Below are 16,365 nucleotides of genomic sequence, written 5' to 3' on the forward strand. Positions count from 1 at the left end.
ACCGTCATCGGGCGACACCGCGTCCCCCTCGTGCGGACACCCGCGACGCGGCATTGGCCGGGCCGACGAGCGATCCGGTGGCCGGCCGCGCCGGGGATCGGCGATCGGCCCAGCGCGCGAGCAGGATCAGCGCCACGGTCAGCGCGACGATGGTGGCCCCCGCGGCGAGGGCGCCCAGCGGCTCGGTGACCACGAACGTGGGGATCAACCGTCCGGGCACCGCCACCGCGGCGAGGAACGCCCCGATCAGGCCGAGCCAGCTGCCCAGCATGGCCGCCCGATGCCCGCGCAGGTCGCCCCGGCGTGCGGCGACGATGCCGGCGACGAGGCTGACCAGCGTGACGACCGAGAGGGCGTGTAGCAGGCTGAGCCGCCCCTCGCGCAGGTCGCGGATGGCGAACGAGCTGGTGGCCACGAACAGCATGCCCATCACCCACATCCAGCCGGCCAACCGGTGGGTGCGGTCGCCCTTGACCCGCCGCAGCAGCTGGTAACCGCCGAGCAGCAGGCACACCAGGGCGCTGGCCGCATGCGCGGCCACCAGAACCGTGGATCCCGTCATCGTTCGTCCTCCGTGTCGTCCAGCGCCGCGATGAGGCGCCGGGTGTCGCGGGTGTAGGTGGCGTAGCCGACGCCACTGCGTTCGACGACGTCGGCGAATCGGCGTTCGAGCAGGTCGCGGCACTGGGCGACCACCTGCTTGCCGGAAGGGGTCAGGGCGAGCCGGCGCCGGTTCCCGCCCGCCGGGTCGGGGCCTGCCTCGAGCAGCCCGGTGCCGGCCAGCGCGCCGGTCATCCGGCTCACCGACGGCTCGGAGACGCCCAGCGCCTCGGCGAGCGCGCGCTGGGTGAGCGGGCCCAGCTCGCCGACGAGCAGCAGGGTCAGGAACCGGCGGTAGGTCAGGCCGAAGGCCGGCTGCAGGATCTTCTCGGCGGCGCGGTCCAGCCGCGCGGTCAGCACGTGCAGGTCGAAGGTCAGGTCTCCGGACACGCCAATAACTTAGCACAGTAAGTTAGATAGACAAGTCTCTGCGAACGCTCGGACCGGTGTCGGAGCCCCGCACTAATCTCTGCTCCGTGAGCCCCGAACCCCCGGCCGATGCCCGCGCCCGGCACGCCCAGCTGGCCACCGAGGTCGCCGACCATCAGTTCCGCTACTACGTGCTCGACTCGCCCGTCATCTCCGACGGGCAGTTCGACGAGCTGTGGCGGGAGCTCGTCGCGCTGGAGGACACGTACCCGCAGCTGGTGACGCCGGCCTCGCCGACCCAGCGGGTGGTGGGCGGTGGGATGGGGTTCTCCACCGACTTCGCGGCCCACGACCATCTCGAACGCATGCTCAGCCTCGACAACGTCTTCGACACCGAGGAGCTGCGCGGCTGGGTCGAGCGGGTCGGCCGGGAGCTGGGCGCCGATGCCGAGCTGCACTTTCTGTGCGAGCTCAAGGTCGACGGACTGGCGGTGAACCTGCTCTACGAGGACGGCGTGCTGGTCCGCGGACTCACCCGCGGCGACGGTCGCACCGGTGAGGACGTCACGCTCAACCTCCGCACCCTGGCCGAGGTGCCACAACGGCTGACCGGCTCCGCCACGTGGCCGGTGCCGAAGGTCCTCGAGGTGCGGGGGGAGGTCTACTTCCGGGTCGCCGACTTCGAGGCGCTCAACGCCTCGCTGGTCGAGGCGGGCAAGGCGCCGTTCGCCAACCCGCGCAACACGGCGGCGGGCTCGCTGCGGCAGAAGGACCCGCGGGTCACCGCGTCGCGCAACCTGCGGCTGGTCTGTCACGGCTTCGGCAAGCGCGAGGGGTTCGCCCCGGCACGGCAGTCGGAGGCGTACGAGGCGTTGCGGGCCTGGGGCCTGCCGGTCTCCGACCGCACCGTCGTGCTGCGTGGGATCGACAGGGTGATCGAGCACATCGCGTACTGGGGCGAGCACCGCCACGACATCGAGCACGAGATCGACGGCGTCGTCGTCAAGGTCGACGAGGTGGCTCTGCAGCGCAGGCTCGGGTCCACCTCGCGTGCGCCGCGCTGGGCGATCGCCGTCAAGTACCCGCCGGAGGAGGCCACCACCAGACTGCTGGACATCCGGGTGAACGTCGGGCGCACCGGCCGGGTCACCCCGTTCGCGTTCATGGAGCCGGTGCAGGTCGCGGGCTCGACGGTCGCGCTGGCCACCTTGCACAACGCCGATGAGGTGCGCCGCAAGGGCGTGCTGATCGGCGACCGGGTGGTCATCCGCAAGGCGGGCGATGTCATCCCCGAGGTGCTCGGGCCGATCGTCGACGTGCGCGACGGTTCGGAGCGCGAGTTCGTCATGCCGACGCACTGCCCGGAATGCGGTACCGAGCTCGCCCGGCAGAAGGCGGGTGATGTCGATCTGCGCTGCCCCAACGCCCGGTCCTGTCCCGCGCAGTTGCGTGAGCGGCTGTTCCACGTCGCGGGCCGCGGGGCGTTCGACATCGAGGGTCTGGGCTACGAGGCCGCCACCGCGCTGCTGGCCTGCGGGGTGGTCACCGACGAGGGCGACGTCTTCTCCCTGACCGAGGACGATCTGCTGCGGGTCGAGCTGTTCCGGACCAAGGCCGGGGAGCTCTCGGCCAACGGGCGCAAGCTGTTGGCGAACCTCGAGGTGGCCAAGGACCGGCCACTGTGGCGGGTGCTGGTGGGGCTGTCGATCCGGCATGTCGGGCCGACCGCGGCCCAGGCGCTGGCTCGCGAGTTCGGATCGCTCGAGGCGATCGAGGCCGCGGCCGAGACGGCGGCCGCCGACACCGTGAAAGCCGGCGTCGCGATCACCTCCGACGGGTCCGTTGACAACGGCAACGGGCCGGGCGAGGAGCCGGCGGGCAACGATGGGCCGGCGCTGCCCACGGCGGACGCCTCGGCGCCTGCGCAGGCCGAGGACGTCGAGCCGGCGGCCGGGGCCAAGGCCGCACGCGAGGCGGCGCGGGCGCAAGCCAGGGCGGTCGCGGCCGCGCTGGCGCCGCTGGCCGGCGTCGAGGGGGTCGGCCCGACGATCGCGGCGGCGGTGCGCGACTGGTTCACCGTGGACTGGCATCGCGAGGTCGTGGCCAAATGGCGGGCCGCGGGGGTGCGGATGGCCGACACGGTCGACGACTCCGTCCCGCGGACCCTCGAAGGACTGTCCATCGTGGTGACCGGGTCGATGGACGGCTTCTCCCGGGACGAGGCGAAGGAGGCCATCGCCGTCCGTGGCGGTCGGGCCGCGAGTTCGGTGTCCAAGAAGACCGCGTTCCTGGTCGCGGGCGAGGCGCCGGGCTCCAAGTACGACAAGGCGCTGGACCTCGGCGTTCCGGTGCTCGACGAGGAGGGCTTCCGGGTGCTGCTGGAACGCGGCCCGGAGGCCGCCAGACAGGTGGCGAGCACGACGGGGTAGTAGCGGGGTGGGCCGCGGCCGAGCGCGGGACGGCGACTCCGGACCGGGAGCTGCGAGCGGGTAAATCAGATACCGAAGGTATTCGAATACCCTTGACATCTGGATTCCAAGGGTATCCAATTCTCCTCGTGGCGACGCGGCTCACCAGGACCGAGCAGGTCGAGCGAAACCGGGAGCTCGTCCTCGGCGCGGCGCGCCGGATCTTCCTCGAGCGCGGGTACACCGGTGCCACGCTCGAGGCCATCGCCGAGGCGGCCGGCTTCTCCAAGGGCGTGGTCTACTCGCAGTTCGGGGGCAAGCCCGACCTGTTCCTCGCGCTGCTCAAACGGCGCAGCACCGAGCGCGCGGCCGAGAACGCCGCCATCGCCGCGGCCCATGCGGGTCTGGAGGGTTTGCGGGAGCTGTTGCGCACCAACCTGCGGCGCACCGAGCAGGGCCGCGACTGGGCGCATGTGCTGATGGAGTTCCGCGTGGCGGCCACCCGCGACCCGGAGCTGAACCGCCGGTATGCCGAGCTGCACAACCACACGATGGAAAGGTTCGCCGAGGCCGTCCAGGATGTGCTGGCCCGCGGAGGGCTCGCGACGGTGCATCCGCCGCGGCTGTTCGCGGAGCTGATCTTCTCCCTGGACGCGGGGCATGTGCTGGAACAGGCCGCGGGCACCGCCCAGGCCGCGCCCGCCGATCTGGATCTGCTCGTCACCCGCCTCGTCGAGCCGCTCTGAGGTCTCTTCCACGATCACCGCACCACCGAGTTCGAGGAGGGCATGATGCCCGCCACGACCACCGCGCGGTCCTTCCAGGTGCTGCGCGACGAGCTGCAGACCGCGTTGCTGGAGCGCTACCCCGAGCTGATCGGACGCATGGGCTGGGACCGCGCCCGGATCGTGGCCCACCAGCGGGTCAGGCTGCGGGCCCTGCTGGCCCACGCCGCCACCCACTCGCCCTTCCACGCCCGGCGGTTGCGCGGGATCGACCTGCAGACGGTCGACCCCGAAGACCTCTGCGCGCTGCCGGTGATGACGAAGTCCGAGATGATGCACGAGCTCGACGACGTCTTCACCGACAGACGCCTGTCCGGTCGCCTCGTCGAGGAGGCGCTCGCCGCGACCCGGGACGAGCCCGTCCCGATCCTGGGCGAGTATGTGGCGTTCGGCTCCGGGGGCAGCTCGGGGCAGCGCGGAGTGTTCGTCTACGACCGGGACTGGACCGTGCAGCAGGTCGGCTCGATCACCCGCGGGCTCGTCACCCGGATCGCCGCGACCGGTGGGCCCCCGCCCGGCGGTCTCCCCGCCGCGGTGGTCGCCGCGAGCTCCGCGATCCACCAGACCGGCGCCGCGCCGGCCCTCACCGCGGGCGGGAAGCTGCCGTTCCGCTTCCGGCCGGTGCCGGTCACCCTGCCGCTGCCGCAGATCGTCGAGCGGCTGAACGCACTGCAGGCGCCGGTGCTGCTCGGCTACCCCACGATCCTGGCCCGGCTCGCCGCGGAGCAGCGGGCCGGGCGGCTGCGCATCGCCCCGATGTCGCTCACCTGCTCCAGCGAGACCTGCACCCCCGAACTGCGCAGCGCGATCACCGCGGGATTCGGTGTGCCACTGATCGACACGTTCGCCTCCACCGAGGGCCTGGTCGGCAGCAGCCCGCCCGGCGAGGAGACGATCGTGTTCGCCGAGGACGGATGCGTGATCGAGCTCGTCGACGACCACGACCGCCCGGTGCCGCCGGGCACCCCGTCGGCGAAGGTCCTGGTCACGAACCTGCACAACCGGGTGCAGCCGCTCATCCGCTACGAGCTCACCGACCGGTTCGTCGCGGAACCGCCCGCGGCGGGCCACGGCCACCTGCGGGCGCGCGTGCAGGGCCGCTCCGACGAGGTGTTCCGCTACGGCGGGGTGAGCATCCACCCGCTCGCCATGCGCTCGATCCTGGTGCAGGCTCCGGAGGTCCTGGAGTACCAGGTCCGGCAGACTCCGGAGGGGATCGACGTGACGGCGGTGGCCGGGCCGGGGCTGGACGTGGCGGGTCTGCGACACCGACTCGCCGCCGCGCTCGCGGGAAGCGGCCTGGCCCGCCCGCAGGTCGTGGTTCGTCCGGCGCCGAGCGTCGAGCGCCATCCGGAGACCGGCAAACTCTGCCGGTTCATCCCCCTGCCTTGACTGTCGGCGGCTGCTCCCGAACCGGTCCGGTATGGTCCCGCGCCCCGGTCCCGCAGTAGGATCGACGCCGTGCGATGATCAACTGTGGCCTGGAGTCTCCGACCGGAGATGGGGATCTGCTCCGACGATCACTAGGCTCACTCGGGCGGAGGAGGATGTCTGGTGCTGCAGGCGGTGCTGAACGGCTCACGGCCGGCCGATGCGCACCCGGCGTTACCCGTCCTCGCCCGCCATCTCGCCCGCGACGCCCGCGCGGTCGCCCGGTTGGGTATCACCTCGGTGCATGTGCATCCGCGTGGCCCCAACGGGGAGGAGACGCTCGACCCGGCGCACGTCGGGGATGCGGTCGCGCTCATCAGGGCCGAGGTCCCCGGAATGGAGATCGGGGTGGCCACCGGCCGCTGGATCCAGCCCGACCCGCGGGCCCGGGTCGAGGCCGTGCAGGCCTGGGGTCAGCTCGGCGTCGGAAAGCCCGACGTCTGTGCGGTGAACGTGCACGAGAAGGGCTGGGTCGACGTCTGCCAGGCCGCGGCCTCGGTGGGGATCGGCGTCGAGCTCGGGGTGTGGACCAGCGGCGATGCCGTCACGCTGCGCCAACACGGAGTTCCGCCGCGCACGGTGCGGGTGCTGGCCGAGTCGACCGTGTCCGACCCCGAGACCGCCGTCGCCGAGGCGATCCGGATCCTGCGGGCCCTCGGCTCACTGCCGGTGCCGGTGCTGCTGCACGGTGAGGAAGGCGGGGCCTGGCCGGTTCTGGAGTACGCGATGCGCATGGGCCTCGACAGCCGCATCGGCTTCGAGGACGTCCTGGTCCGGCCCGACGGCTGGCTCGCGACGGGCAACGACGACCTGGTCAAGTCGGCGCTGGCCATTCGGGTCTGAGCCGCCGGTACAGGCCGGTGGCCTCAGGCCCCCAGCACCGCGGTGACGATCCCGGCCAGATGGGTCAGCCGGGCAAGCTCGGAGCGTCGGAAGACCGGACCGCCCGGACGGCCCACGACCAGCGCCTGCGCCGAGGATGCCGGACCGAACGGCGCCGCCGCCAGCTCGGTGTCCAGCGCGCGCCACGGTACCGGGACCCAGTGGACCTGCGGGTCGATGACCATCGCCTTGGACAGCGGCAGCCAGGGCAGGTCGCCCGCTCTGGTCTCGGGCGCGGCGGAGCTCTGTGCGAGCCGCCACGCGCGTCCGCCCTCGCGCACCACGATGAGCGCCCAGCCGGCCCGGAACAGCCGCGGCATCTCATCGGTGAGCTGCTGTAGCCCATGGGCGGGATCACCGGCGATCTCGTCGACCAGCTCGAGCTCGCGATGGGTGTCGAGCCGCCCGACGTACGGCCGCACCGACTCGACCTGCACCCCGGGCACCGCCTCGGCCGCGGAGATGAGCACATCCGGTGGCCGGCCCGGGGGCAGTTCGACCGTGAGGTCGTCGACGGCCTGGCCCCCGGAACGTTCCACGACGTCGACGCCGAGGATGTCGACCCCGGCGTCGCCGAGCGCGGTCGCAACCGCTCCGAGGCTGCCCGGCCGGTCCGGCAGCACCACACGGAGCAGGAAGGACACCCCGCACGCCTCCTCGTCACGTCGACTCCCGCCGCACCGGCCACTCCCTGCCGTGCGGGCGGCCGATCCGGCACTGCGCGGGAGATCCTGCCAGGTGTGAATCGGTGCGGCACAGCACCCACGGTGTACGGCGCGCTGCGATCCGTGCTCGGCGGGTGCGGAGGGGGCCGACCGACAGGGGACTAGACTCGGTGTCGGTCCCGCCGCAGGCGGCTTCCTGACGATCGCGCCGCACGTCGCCGGGAGTCTCACCTGCCGCGAGCGTGCCCGTACCGGGCGTCGCCAGCACACCGTGTCACCCAGGAGGGACATGCTTCCCGATTCCCCGCCGCCGAGTGGGGCCATCACCAGGGACGAGGTCGCTCACCTCGCCCTGCTGGCCCGGCTCGCGGTCACCGATGCCGAGCTCGACGTCTTCGCCGGTCAGCTCGACGTGATCCTTGGCGCGGTCGCCCGGGTGGGCGAGGTCGCGGCCGACGACATCCCGCCGACGTCGCATGCGGTCCCGTTGTCCAACGTGTTCCGGCCCGACGAGCGGCGTCCGGGACTGACCCAGGAACAGGCCCTCTCCGGAGCACCCGCGGTCGAGGACGGCCGCTTCCGGGTCCCGCAGATCCTCGGGGAGGAGCAGTGAGCACCGAGCTGACCCGGCTCACCGCGGCCGAACTGGCCGCGAAGATCCACTCCCGTGAGGTCTCGGCCGTCGAGGTCACGCGCGCGCATCTGGACCGCATCGCCGAGGTCGACGGTCAGGTCCACGCCTTCCTGCACGTCGCGGGCGAGGCGGCCCTGGCCGCCGCCGCACTGGTCGACGAGTCGGTCGCGGCCGGCGCCGCTCCCGCGTCGCCGCTGGCCGGGGTGCCGTTGGCGCTCAAGGACGTCTTCACCACCACGGACATGCCGACGACGTGCGGGTCCAGGATCCTCTCCGGCTGGCGCCCGCCCTACGACGCGACGGTGACCGCGCGGCTGCGCGCCGCCGGGATCACGATCCTGGGCAAGACGAACATGGACGAGTTCGCCATGGGCAGCTCGACCGAGTACTCGGCGTACGGCCCGACCCGCAACCCGTGGGACACCAGCCGCATCCCCGGTGGGTCGGGCGGTGGTTCGGCCGCGGCGCTGGCGGCCTTCGAGGCCCCCCTTGCCATCGGCACCGACACCGGCGGTTCGATCCGCCAGCCCGCCGCGATGACCGGCACGGTCGGGGTCAAGCCGACCTACGGCGGGGTCTCCCGCTACGGGCTGGTGGCGTGCGCGTCCTCGCTGGACCAGGGCGGCCCGTGTGCGCGCACCGTGCTCGACGCCGCGCTGCTGCACGAGGTGATCGCCGGACACGACCCGCTCGACTCGACCTCGATCGACGCGCCGGTTCCGGCGGTCGTCGACGCCGTCCGCCGGGGTGCCGACGGGGACCTGCGTGGCCTGCGCGTCGGCGTCGTCCGGGAACTGGGTGGCGAGGGATACCAGGCCGGGGTGCAGAGCAACTTCGAGGCCGCGCTGCGTCAGCTGGAGAAGCTGGGCGCCGAGGTCGTCGAGGTCAGCGCACCGCATTTCCAGTACGGTCTGGCCGCCTACTACCTGATCCTGCCCAGCGAAGTCTCCTCGAACCTGGCGCGGTTCGACGCGATGCGCTACGGGCTGCGCGTCGAGGACGGCATCAGCGCGCAGGAGGTCATGGCCGCCACCCGCGAGGCGGGCTTCGGCCCGGAGGTCAAGCGGCGCATCATGCTCGGAACCTACGCGCTGTCGTCCGGCTACTACGACGCCTACTACGGACAGGCGCAGAAGGTCCGGACGCTGATCAGCCGCGACTTCGAGGCCGCGTTCGCCCACGCCGACGTGCTGGTCTCCCCGACGGCGCCGACGACGGCGTTCCCCCTGGGGGAGAAGGTGGACGACCCGCTCGCGATGTACCTCAACGATCTCGCCACCATCCCGACCAATCTCGCCGGGATCGCCGCGATGTCGGTCCCGAGCGGGCTCGCGCCCGAGGACGAGCTGCCCACCGGCCTGCAGATCATGGCCCCGGCGCTGGGTGAGGCCGTCATGTACCGGGTGGCCGCGGGATACGAGGCCGCGCGCGACGCCGAGGACGGTGGCGCGCTGATCCAGCGAGTTCCGGCGATGGAGGTCTCCGCATGAGTGCGCCCGGCTTCGACGAGGTCGTCGAGCGGTTCGACCCGGTGCTCGGCCTCGAGGTGCACGTCGAGCTGTCGACGGCCACCAAGATGTTCTGCGGCTGCCCGACCGACTTCGGTGCCGAGCCGAACACCCAGGTCTGCCCGACCTGCCTGGGTCTACCCGGCTCGCTCCCCGTGATCAACAAGGCCGCGGTGGAGTCGGCGATCCGGATCGGGCTGGCGCTCAACTGTTCCATCGCGCCGTGGGGCCGGTTCGCGCGGAAGAACTACTTCTACCCGGACATGCCCAAGAACTTCCAGACCTCACAGTACGACGAGCCGATCGCGGTGAACGGCCATCTCGACCTCGAACTGGACGACGGCTCGGTCGTGCGGGTCGGGATCGAGCGCGCGCACATGGAGGAGGACACCGGCAAGTCGCTGCACATCGGCGGGGCGACCGGCCGCATCCATGGCGCCGAGTACTCGCTGCTGGACTACAACCGGGCCGGTGTCCCACTGATCGAGATCGTCACCAAGCCGATCACCGGGACCGGGGCCAGGGCCCCCGAGGTCGCCCGGGCGTATGTGACCGCGCTGCGCGACCTGCTGCGGGCGCTGGACGTCTCGGACGTGCGGATGGACCAGGGGTCGCTGCGCTGCGACGCGAACGTCTCGCTCATGCCCCGCGGGAGCGACGAGTTCGGTACCCGCACCGAGACCAAGAACGTCAACTCGCTGCGCTCGGTCGAGCGGGCCGTCCGATACGAGATGATCCGGCAGGCCGAGGTGCTGCTCGCCGGTGAGAAGGTCGTGCAGGAGACGCGGCACTTCGACGAGGCGACCGGCACCACGTCGCCCGGCCGGCGCAAGGAGACCGCTGAGGACTACCGGTACTTTCCCGAGCCCGACCTGGCCCCGATCGCACCCTCGCCGGAATGGGTCGAGCAGCTGCGCGGCACGCTCCCGGTGCTGCCCTGGGAGCATCGCAAGCGGGTCAAGGCCGAGTGGGGGCTGTCCGACGAGGAGCTGCGTGACCTGGTCAACGCCGGCGCGCTGGAGCTGGTCGAGGCCACGGTCGCGGCGGGTGCGCCGTCCGCGGAGGCCCGGTCGTGGTGGGTCTCGTACCTGGCGCAGCAGGCCAACGCGCGCGCCGTCGCCCTCGACGAGCTGCCGATCCGCCCCGCGGCCGTGGCACGGGTGATCGAGCTCGTCGCCGCCGGTGAGCTGACGAACAAGTTGGCCCGCCAGGTCGTCGACGGCGTCCTGGCCGGAGAGGGTGATCCGGACGAGATCGTCGAGCAGCGTGGGCTCACGGTCGTGTCCGACGACGGTGCGCTGATCGCCGCGGTCGACGAGGCCCTCGCCGCGCAGCCGGACGTGGCGGAGAAGATCCGCGGCGGCAAGATCCAGGCTGCCGGCGCGATCGTCGGTGCGGTGATGAAGGCGACCAAGGGGCAGGCCGACGCCAAGCGGGTGCGCGAGTTGGTGCTCCAGCGCAGCAGCTAGGCGCGGTCCGCGCCGCCGCCGGACGGGGGCTGGATCCGGATGACCCGGTCGTCGCTGGGCACCGGGACGGCGCCCGGCGCGCCGTCGGTGTTGACCGTGCCCAGCCAGAGCAACCCGTCGGGTCCGAGAGCGGCGGCGGCGAGGCGCCCGTAGACGTTGGTCAGTACCGTCTGCGGGTCTGCGGTGAGGGCGCCGCCGTCGGCCGGGCGCAGCACCACGAGCGACCTGCCGCCCGTCTGGGCCACTGCCACCACGCCGGGCTCGGCCGTGCATCCCGCGACGCCGGGCCGATCCGGCCAGGTCCACGCCGGCGCGGACAGCACACCGGGCCCGATCCGGTACAGCACGTCCCGCGTGGCCGCCCGGTCGGTGACCCATGTCGTCCCGTCCGTCCGGTCGGCGCACACCCCCTGCGGTGACCGCAGGCCCGAGCTGAAGATCGGCGAGGCCGGGTCCGGGTTGCCGGGCATCGGTCGGCCCAAGGTGTCGATGCGCAGCACCTTGCCGGCGAGCGACCGGGGATCGGAACCGGCACCGCCCGCGTCCCCGGTGGCCACGACCAGGGCGCCGTGCGAATCGGTACCGAGCGCGCCCTCGTTGTCGCGGGGGCCGCGCGGGATCCCGGTCAGCACCGGCTTGGGGGGCTCACCGGGGGCCAGTCGCAGAACCCGGTTGTCCCCGGGGGTACTCGCGTAGGCGTAGACGAGCCGGTCCTCGACGTAGCTGGGTGACAGCACGAGCCCGGTCAGTCCGCCGCCGCCCCGCGGGTCGACGGGCACGGTCGTGACCAGGCGCGGCTGAGTGCCCCGCTCGACCTGCAGCACCCGCCCGGTGCGGCGCTCGCCCACCAGCGCCGCACGGCCGTCGGGCAGCACCGCGATCGCCCCGACCGGGTCCAGACAGGTCGCGACGACCTGCGGGTCGGGGTCGTCACAGCCCGACGGCGCCTGCTCCTGCCCCTGCGCTGGTGCCCGTTGGCCCTGCTGCCCACCCGCGCCGGGCGACGGCGGCGGCTCCAGCAGCGACGGCGGTCCGCCGAGCTCGCCGGATCCCTCGATCTTGTCGCGCCAGTCGCGGGGTCCGGAGTCGGGGAACGACGCGCAGCCGGCCAGCAGCACGCCGAGCAGCACGGCGGCAACCGCCCGTACCGTCCGACGCCGCATCCCCCGCACGCCGCCCAGGCTAGGCCGCGGCGGGTGAGCGTCCGGTGAGGGCAAGCTACCGTCATCGGCTGTGACCGAGATCCACGTGCTCGTCTGCGACGAGGAGGGCCTCGTGGCGCTGGCCGATGTGCCCGGTGTCACCGCGGTCCGCTATGACCCGACGGCAACGCTGCCCGCGGAGGCCGCCCACGCGCAGGTCCTTGTGCCGCCGTTCCTGGCCTCGACCAGCGCGGTCGCGCTCACCGAGCAGCTGCCACGGCTGCGGCTGGTGCAGCTGCTCACGGCCGGGGCGGAGAACTGGGTGGGCCGGCTGCCCGCGGGGGTGACGCTGTCGGACTGCCGTGGCGCGCACGGCGGCGCGACCGCCGAGTGGATCGTGGCCGTGCTGCTCGCCCACTACCGCGATCTGCCCGCGTTCCAGCGGGCCCAGGACGACCAGCGCTGGGACTACCACCGCACCGACGAGCTGGCCGGCAAGCGGGTGCTGCTCGTCGGGGCGGGTGACGTCGCGGAGCACACCGTGCGCAGGCTCGCCCCGTTCGAGGTGACGACGACCCTGGTCGGCAGGCGGGCGCGCGACGGGGTGCACGGCATCGACGAGGTCGCGGACCTGCTGCCCCGGCACGACGCGTGCGTGCTCATCGTCCCGCTGACCGACGACACGCGGGGCCTGGCCGACGCGGAGTTCCTCGCCGCCATGCCCGACGGCGCGCTGCTGGTCAATGCCGCGCGCGGACCCGTCGTCGACACCGATGCACTGGCCGCGGAGCTGTCCTCGGGGCGGCTGCGCGCGGCCCTCGACGTCACCGATCCCGAGCCGCTGCCCGCGGCGCACCCGCTGTGGAAGGCGCCGGGACTGCTGCTGACCCCGCACGTCGGGGGCAGCGTTCCCGGCGCGATGCGCCGGGCGTATGCGATCGCCGCCGAGCAGATCGCGGCGTTCGCGCGCGGCGAACGGCCGACCAATGTGGTCGAGAACGGGTACTGATCCGGCTCGTCGGCGTCGCGCCGCAGCGACCGGCGACTACTGTCCGGCCCATGAGTGATCCGACCCGATCTTTCGACATCGGGACGCTCGGTGGGGCAGAGCCTGCCGTGGCACCGACCAAACCCGAGCGGCGGCCGGTTCCGTCGAACGGATCCGCGGACATCGGACTGCTGCTGCTGCGGATCGTGATCGGCGGGTTGTTCTTCGCGCACGGCGCCCAGAAGGTCTTCGGGCTCTGGGGTGGTCTCGGGATCACGCGGACGACGGAGAACATCGCGCGTCACGGCTTCACCGGGTACGCGGGCGCGCTGGCATGGGCCACGGGCGTCACCGAACTCGTCGCGGGCGCGTTCCTCGTGCTCGGGCTGCTGACGCCGCTGGCGGCCGCCGCGCTACTGTCGATCAAGATCGTCGCCATCGTCGTCAAATGGGGTGTCCCGTTCTTCGCCGCCGCCGCGCCGGACGCCCTCGAGATCGACCTGCTGCTCGGGGCGGGCGCCGCGGCGCTCGTGTTCACCGGGGCCGGTCGGGTCGCGTTGGACAACGGCCGCACCTGGCAGCGCCGCCCGCTTCCGTACGCCTGGCTGTTCCTGGTCGTCGGGGTGGGCGCGGCGCTGGTGGTGCTGCTGGTGTTGCGTTCATGAGCCGCCGATGAGCGGGTCCGGGCCGGATCGGTTACCTCCCGACGACGTGTGGCTGCCGGTCCTCGCGCGTCGCCTCGGCGGCTCGGTGAGCGTGACCGGGCGCGGCCTGCTCGGCGGCGGCTACGTCGCGGCGGCGGTGCAGCGCGTCGATCTCGAGGTCGCGGGCCGGACGATGAGCGTTGTGGTCAAGCAGGCCGCGGCGGCGGAGATCGCCGCGATGCGGGCGGTCGCCGTCGTCGTCGACCTGCGGCGGCCCCGGCTGCTCGCTGCGGGCCGCGACTGGCTGGTGCTGCCCTACTACGCCGGGGAGCCATTGGCCGAAGGACCGCACGTCCCGGCCGAGGTGTGGACCGCGCTGGCCCGGGTACATGCGCATTGGCTGGGCAAGCGCCCGCGCGGCCTCCTGGTGATCGATGCCGCGTGGTGGCGGAGCCTGTGCCGCGACCGGATCCGGCCCGCGGTCGTCGGCGCGGGAGAGCGGACCGGGGATCGGCGCTGCGGCGAGGTCGCCGAGGCGCTGTGGGCGTGGGCGGACGACCCGCGGATCCGGCTGGCGCTGGGCATGGTCCCGCGCACCCTGGTGCACGGGGACGCCCACCGCGGGAACATCCTGGTCGACTCGGAGGGCGCCGTGCTCGTCGACTGGGGGAACGCGCGGGTTGCTCCGGCAGGCGTCGACCTCGCGGTGCTGCGCGCCCAGGGGGCCGGCGACCCGGCGACCTACCAGGCACTGTTCGCCGAGCTGACCGGCGGTCCTCAGCGGCCCGATCTCGCCGAGGTGGAGCGCTGGCTGTCCGACGTGCTCGCGCACGTCGGGTATCTCGGGTTCGCCGCCGACCATCTGGGCGTGGCCCGGGTCGCCGAGCTCGCCGGGACGGCCGAGCAGGCCTTGTCGCAGCTGGGCCCCGCGGTCGCCGATCTCCGCCGGTGAACCCGGGCTGTGAGTGCGTAACAGTGTTAGAACACTGTTACGCACTCACAGCCGGCGGACAGCTCCGGTGTCGGCGGAGGTGGCCAGTGCGGCATAGGCGCGCAAGGCCTTCGAGACGGGGCGGTCGCGGTCGACGGGCTGCCACGGCCGCTCGGCGGCCTCCATCTTGGCCCGCCGCTCGGCCAGAACCTCGTCGCTCACGAGCAGTTCGAGCGACCGGGCCCGCACGTCCAGGACGATCCGGTCCCCGTTCTGCACCAGCCCGATCGTCCCGCCGGCGGCGGCCTCGGGCGAGACGTGCCCGACCGAGATTCCGCTGGAGCCGCCGGAGAACCGGCCGTCGGTGATCAGCGCACATTTCGCGCCCAGCCCGGCGCCCTTGAGAAACGCGGTGGGGTGCAGCATCTCCTGCATCCCCGGCCCGCCCGAGGGGCCCTCGTAGCGGACCACGAGCACGTCACCGGGCTGGATCTGGCGGTTGAGAATGACCGAGACGGCCTCCTCCTGGCTCTCGACGACCCGGGCCGGGCCCTCGAAGCGCCAGATGTCCTCGGGAATGCCGGCGGTCTTGATCACCGCGCCGTTCTCGGCGAGGTTGCCCCGCAGCACGGCGAGTCCGCCGTCGGCGCTGTAGGCGTGCGCGACGTCCCGGATGCAGCCCGCGGCGGCGTCGGTGTCCAGCGACGACCAGCGGTTCTCGGTCGAGAACGCCTCGGTCGTGCGCACCCCGCCGGGGGCGGCGTGGAACAGCTCGACCGCCGCCTCCGAGGGCGCCTGGGCCCGCACGTCCCACGTCGAGAGCCACTGCCGAAGCGACGGCGAATGCACCGTGTGCACGTCCTCGTGGAGCAGGCCGGCCCGCCACAGCTCGCCGAGGATCGCGGGGATGCCACCGGCCCGGTGCACATCCTCCATGTGGTAGTCGGAGTTCGGCGCCACCTTGCTCAGGCACGGCACCCGCCGCGACACCGCGTCGATGTCGGCGAGGGTGAAGTCGACCTCACCCTCCTGCGCCGCGGCGAGGATGTGCAGCACGGTGTTGGTCGAGCCGCCCATGGCCACATCGAGCGCCATCGCGTTCTCGAACGCCTCCCGCGTCGCGATCGACCGCGGCAGCACCGACGGGTCGTCCTGGGCGTACCACCGCTGCGCCAGTTCGACGACGGTGCGGCCGGCCTCCAGGAACAGCGAGCGGCGCGCCGCGTGCGTGGCCAGCGTCGAACCGTTGCCCGGCAGGGCGAGCCCGAGCGCCTCGGTGAGACAGTTCATCGAGTTCGCGGTGAACATCCCGGAGCACGAGCCGCAGGTCGGGCACGCAGACCGCTCGACCAGGTCCAACCCGGACTCGTCGACGGCGGAGGAGGCCGACGCCGCGATCGCGGTGATCAGGTCGGTGGGCGCGTGCGCCACCCCGTCGACGACGACCGCCTTGCCCGCCTCCATCGGCCCGCCGGAGACGAACACCGTCGGGATGTTGAGCCGCAGCGCGGCGTTGAGCATCCCCGGGGTGATCTTGTCGCAGTTGGAGATGCAGACCAGCGCGTCGGCCGCGTGCCCGTTGACCATGTACTCGACGGCGTCGGCGATGACCTCGCGGGACGGCAGCGAGTAGAGCATCCCGCCGTGGCCCATCGCGATGCCGTCGTCGACGGCGATCGTGTGGAACTCCCGGGGCACGCCGCCCGCCTCCCGGACCGCGCCCGCCACCAGGTCGCCGAGATCCTTCAGGTGCACGTGACCGGGCACGAACTGGGTGTAGGAGTTGGCGATCGCGACGATCGGCTTGCCGAAGTCGTCGTCGCCGAGACCGGTTGCGCGCCAGAGCGAGCGCGCTCCGGCAGCGTTGCGGCCATGGGTCGTCACGCGGGAACGCAGGGCCGGCATGCGG

The 16,365-nt window shown here is 72.8% G+C and carries 15 protein-coding genes; 10 read left to right on the forward strand and 5 right to left on the reverse strand.

Annotated features, from left to right (window positions below):
* Window positions 1-4 precede the first annotated feature (4 nt).
* The gene (locus tag ACFQE5_RS20810) at window positions 5-562 is read right to left on the reverse strand and encodes a DUF2306 domain-containing protein (protein WP_379587430.1); all 558 of its coding nucleotides are present in this window, start codon (window positions 560-562) and stop codon (window positions 5-7) included.
* Window positions 559-990 carry a MarR family winged helix-turn-helix transcriptional regulator gene (locus ACFQE5_RS20815; protein ID WP_379587432.1) on the reverse strand — a complete coding sequence of 144 codons (432 nt, stop codon included), beginning with the start codon at window positions 988-990 and terminating at the stop codon, window positions 559-561. Before ACFQE5_RS20815 ends, ACFQE5_RS20810 begins: the two co-directional genes overlap by 4 nt.
* Before the next feature lie 86 nt (window positions 991-1,076).
* Here ACFQE5_RS20815 and ligA point away from each other — a divergent pair, with 86 nt between their 5' ends.
* The 4 genes from ligA (at window position 1,077) to ACFQE5_RS20835 (ending at window position 6,436) form a co-directional block, all read left to right on the forward strand.
* Window positions 1,077-3,398 (forward strand): NAD-dependent DNA ligase LigA, encoded by a 2,322-nt coding sequence (gene ligA, locus ACFQE5_RS20820; protein ID WP_379587433.1) that lies wholly within the window; start codon window positions 1,077-1,079, stop codon window positions 3,396-3,398.
* A 128-nt stretch (window positions 3,399-3,526) separates the two neighbouring features.
* Window positions 3,527-4,123 carry a TetR/AcrR family transcriptional regulator gene (locus ACFQE5_RS20825; RefSeq protein ID WP_379587434.1) on the forward strand — a complete coding sequence of 199 codons (597 nt, stop codon included), beginning with the start codon at window positions 3,527-3,529 and terminating at the stop codon, window positions 4,121-4,123.
* Between the two features lie 45 nt (window positions 4,124-4,168).
* A complete protein-coding gene (locus tag ACFQE5_RS20830; protein ID WP_379587435.1) occupies window positions 4,169-5,554 on the forward strand; it encodes a phenylacetate--CoA ligase family protein in 1,386 nt (461 codons plus the stop codon).
* Window positions 5,555-5,716: 162 nt separating this feature from the next.
* Window positions 5,717-6,436 carry a 3-keto-5-aminohexanoate cleavage protein gene (locus ACFQE5_RS20835; RefSeq protein ID WP_379587436.1) on the forward strand — a complete coding sequence of 240 codons (720 nt, stop codon included), beginning with the start codon at window positions 5,717-5,719 and terminating at the stop codon, window positions 6,434-6,436.
* Between the two features lie 23 nt (window positions 6,437-6,459).
* On the opposite strand, the gene ACFQE5_RS20840 is transcribed toward ACFQE5_RS20835, so the two are convergent.
* Window positions 6,460-7,119, reverse strand: a complete 660-nt coding sequence (locus ACFQE5_RS20840) for an ACT domain-containing protein (RefSeq protein WP_379587437.1) — start codon at window positions 7,117-7,119, stop codon at window positions 6,460-6,462.
* A gap of 310 nt (window positions 7,120-7,429) precedes the next feature.
* Between ACFQE5_RS20840 and gatC the strand changes: the two genes are divergently transcribed.
* From gatC to gatB, 3 genes are read left to right on the forward strand one after another with little or no spacing between them, the layout of a single operon-like run.
* Window positions 7,430-7,753 (forward strand): Asp-tRNA(Asn)/Glu-tRNA(Gln) amidotransferase subunit GatC, encoded by a 324-nt coding sequence (gatC, locus tag ACFQE5_RS20845; protein ID WP_379587438.1) that lies wholly within the window; start codon window positions 7,430-7,432, stop codon window positions 7,751-7,753.
* Entirely contained in the window at window positions 7,750-9,264 is a 1,515-nt protein-coding gene (gene gatA, locus ACFQE5_RS20850) for an Asp-tRNA(Asn)/Glu-tRNA(Gln) amidotransferase subunit GatA (RefSeq protein WP_379587439.1), read from the forward strand. Before gatC ends, gatA begins: the two co-directional genes overlap by 4 nt.
* Complete coding sequence (gene gatB, locus ACFQE5_RS20855) at window positions 9,261-10,751, forward strand: Asp-tRNA(Asn)/Glu-tRNA(Gln) amidotransferase subunit GatB (protein ID WP_379587440.1); 1,491 nt, start codon at window positions 9,261-9,263, stop codon at window positions 10,749-10,751. The genes gatA and gatB overlap by 4 nt, the downstream gene beginning before the upstream one ends.
* On the opposite strand, the gene ACFQE5_RS20860 is transcribed toward gatB, so the two are convergent.
* Window positions 10,748-11,914: a PQQ-dependent sugar dehydrogenase gene (locus ACFQE5_RS20860; RefSeq protein WP_379588062.1), complete on the reverse strand. Its 1,167-nt coding sequence runs from the start codon at window positions 11,912-11,914 to the stop codon at window positions 10,748-10,750. The two genes, gatB and ACFQE5_RS20860, sit on opposite strands and share 4 nt — an antisense overlap.
* Before the next feature lie 70 nt (window positions 11,915-11,984).
* Between ACFQE5_RS20860 and ACFQE5_RS20865 the strand changes: the two genes are divergently transcribed.
* Genes ACFQE5_RS20865 through ACFQE5_RS20875 form a run of 3 tightly spaced genes read left to right on the forward strand, consistent with a single transcriptional unit; the run spans window position 11,985 to window position 14,477 of the window.
* Window positions 11,985-12,902 (forward strand): 2-hydroxyacid dehydrogenase, encoded by a 918-nt coding sequence (locus ACFQE5_RS20865; protein ID WP_379587441.1) that lies wholly within the window; start codon window positions 11,985-11,987, stop codon window positions 12,900-12,902.
* A 50-nt stretch (window positions 12,903-12,952) separates the two neighbouring features.
* On the forward strand, window positions 12,953-13,546 hold the full coding sequence (locus ACFQE5_RS20870) for a DoxX family protein (RefSeq protein ID WP_379587442.1): 594 nt from the start codon (window positions 12,953-12,955) through the stop codon (window positions 13,544-13,546).
* A 7-nt stretch (window positions 13,547-13,553) separates the two neighbouring features.
* Window positions 13,554-14,477 carry a phosphotransferase gene (locus ACFQE5_RS20875; protein WP_379587444.1) on the forward strand — a complete coding sequence of 308 codons (924 nt, stop codon included), beginning with the start codon at window positions 13,554-13,556 and terminating at the stop codon, window positions 14,475-14,477.
* 45 nt (window positions 14,478-14,522) lie between these two features.
* Here the strand turns inward: ACFQE5_RS20875 and ilvD are convergent, their stop codons facing one another.
* Window positions 14,523-16,361, reverse strand: a complete 1,839-nt coding sequence (gene ilvD / locus ACFQE5_RS20880; RefSeq protein WP_379587446.1) for a dihydroxy-acid dehydratase — start codon at window positions 16,359-16,361, stop codon at window positions 14,523-14,525.
* Window positions 16,362-16,365 lie beyond the last annotated feature (4 nt).

Source organism: Pseudonocardia hispaniensis (assembly GCF_042658695.1).
GTDB lineage: Bacteria > Actinomycetota > Actinomycetes > Mycobacteriales > Pseudonocardiaceae > Pseudonocardia > Pseudonocardia hispaniensis.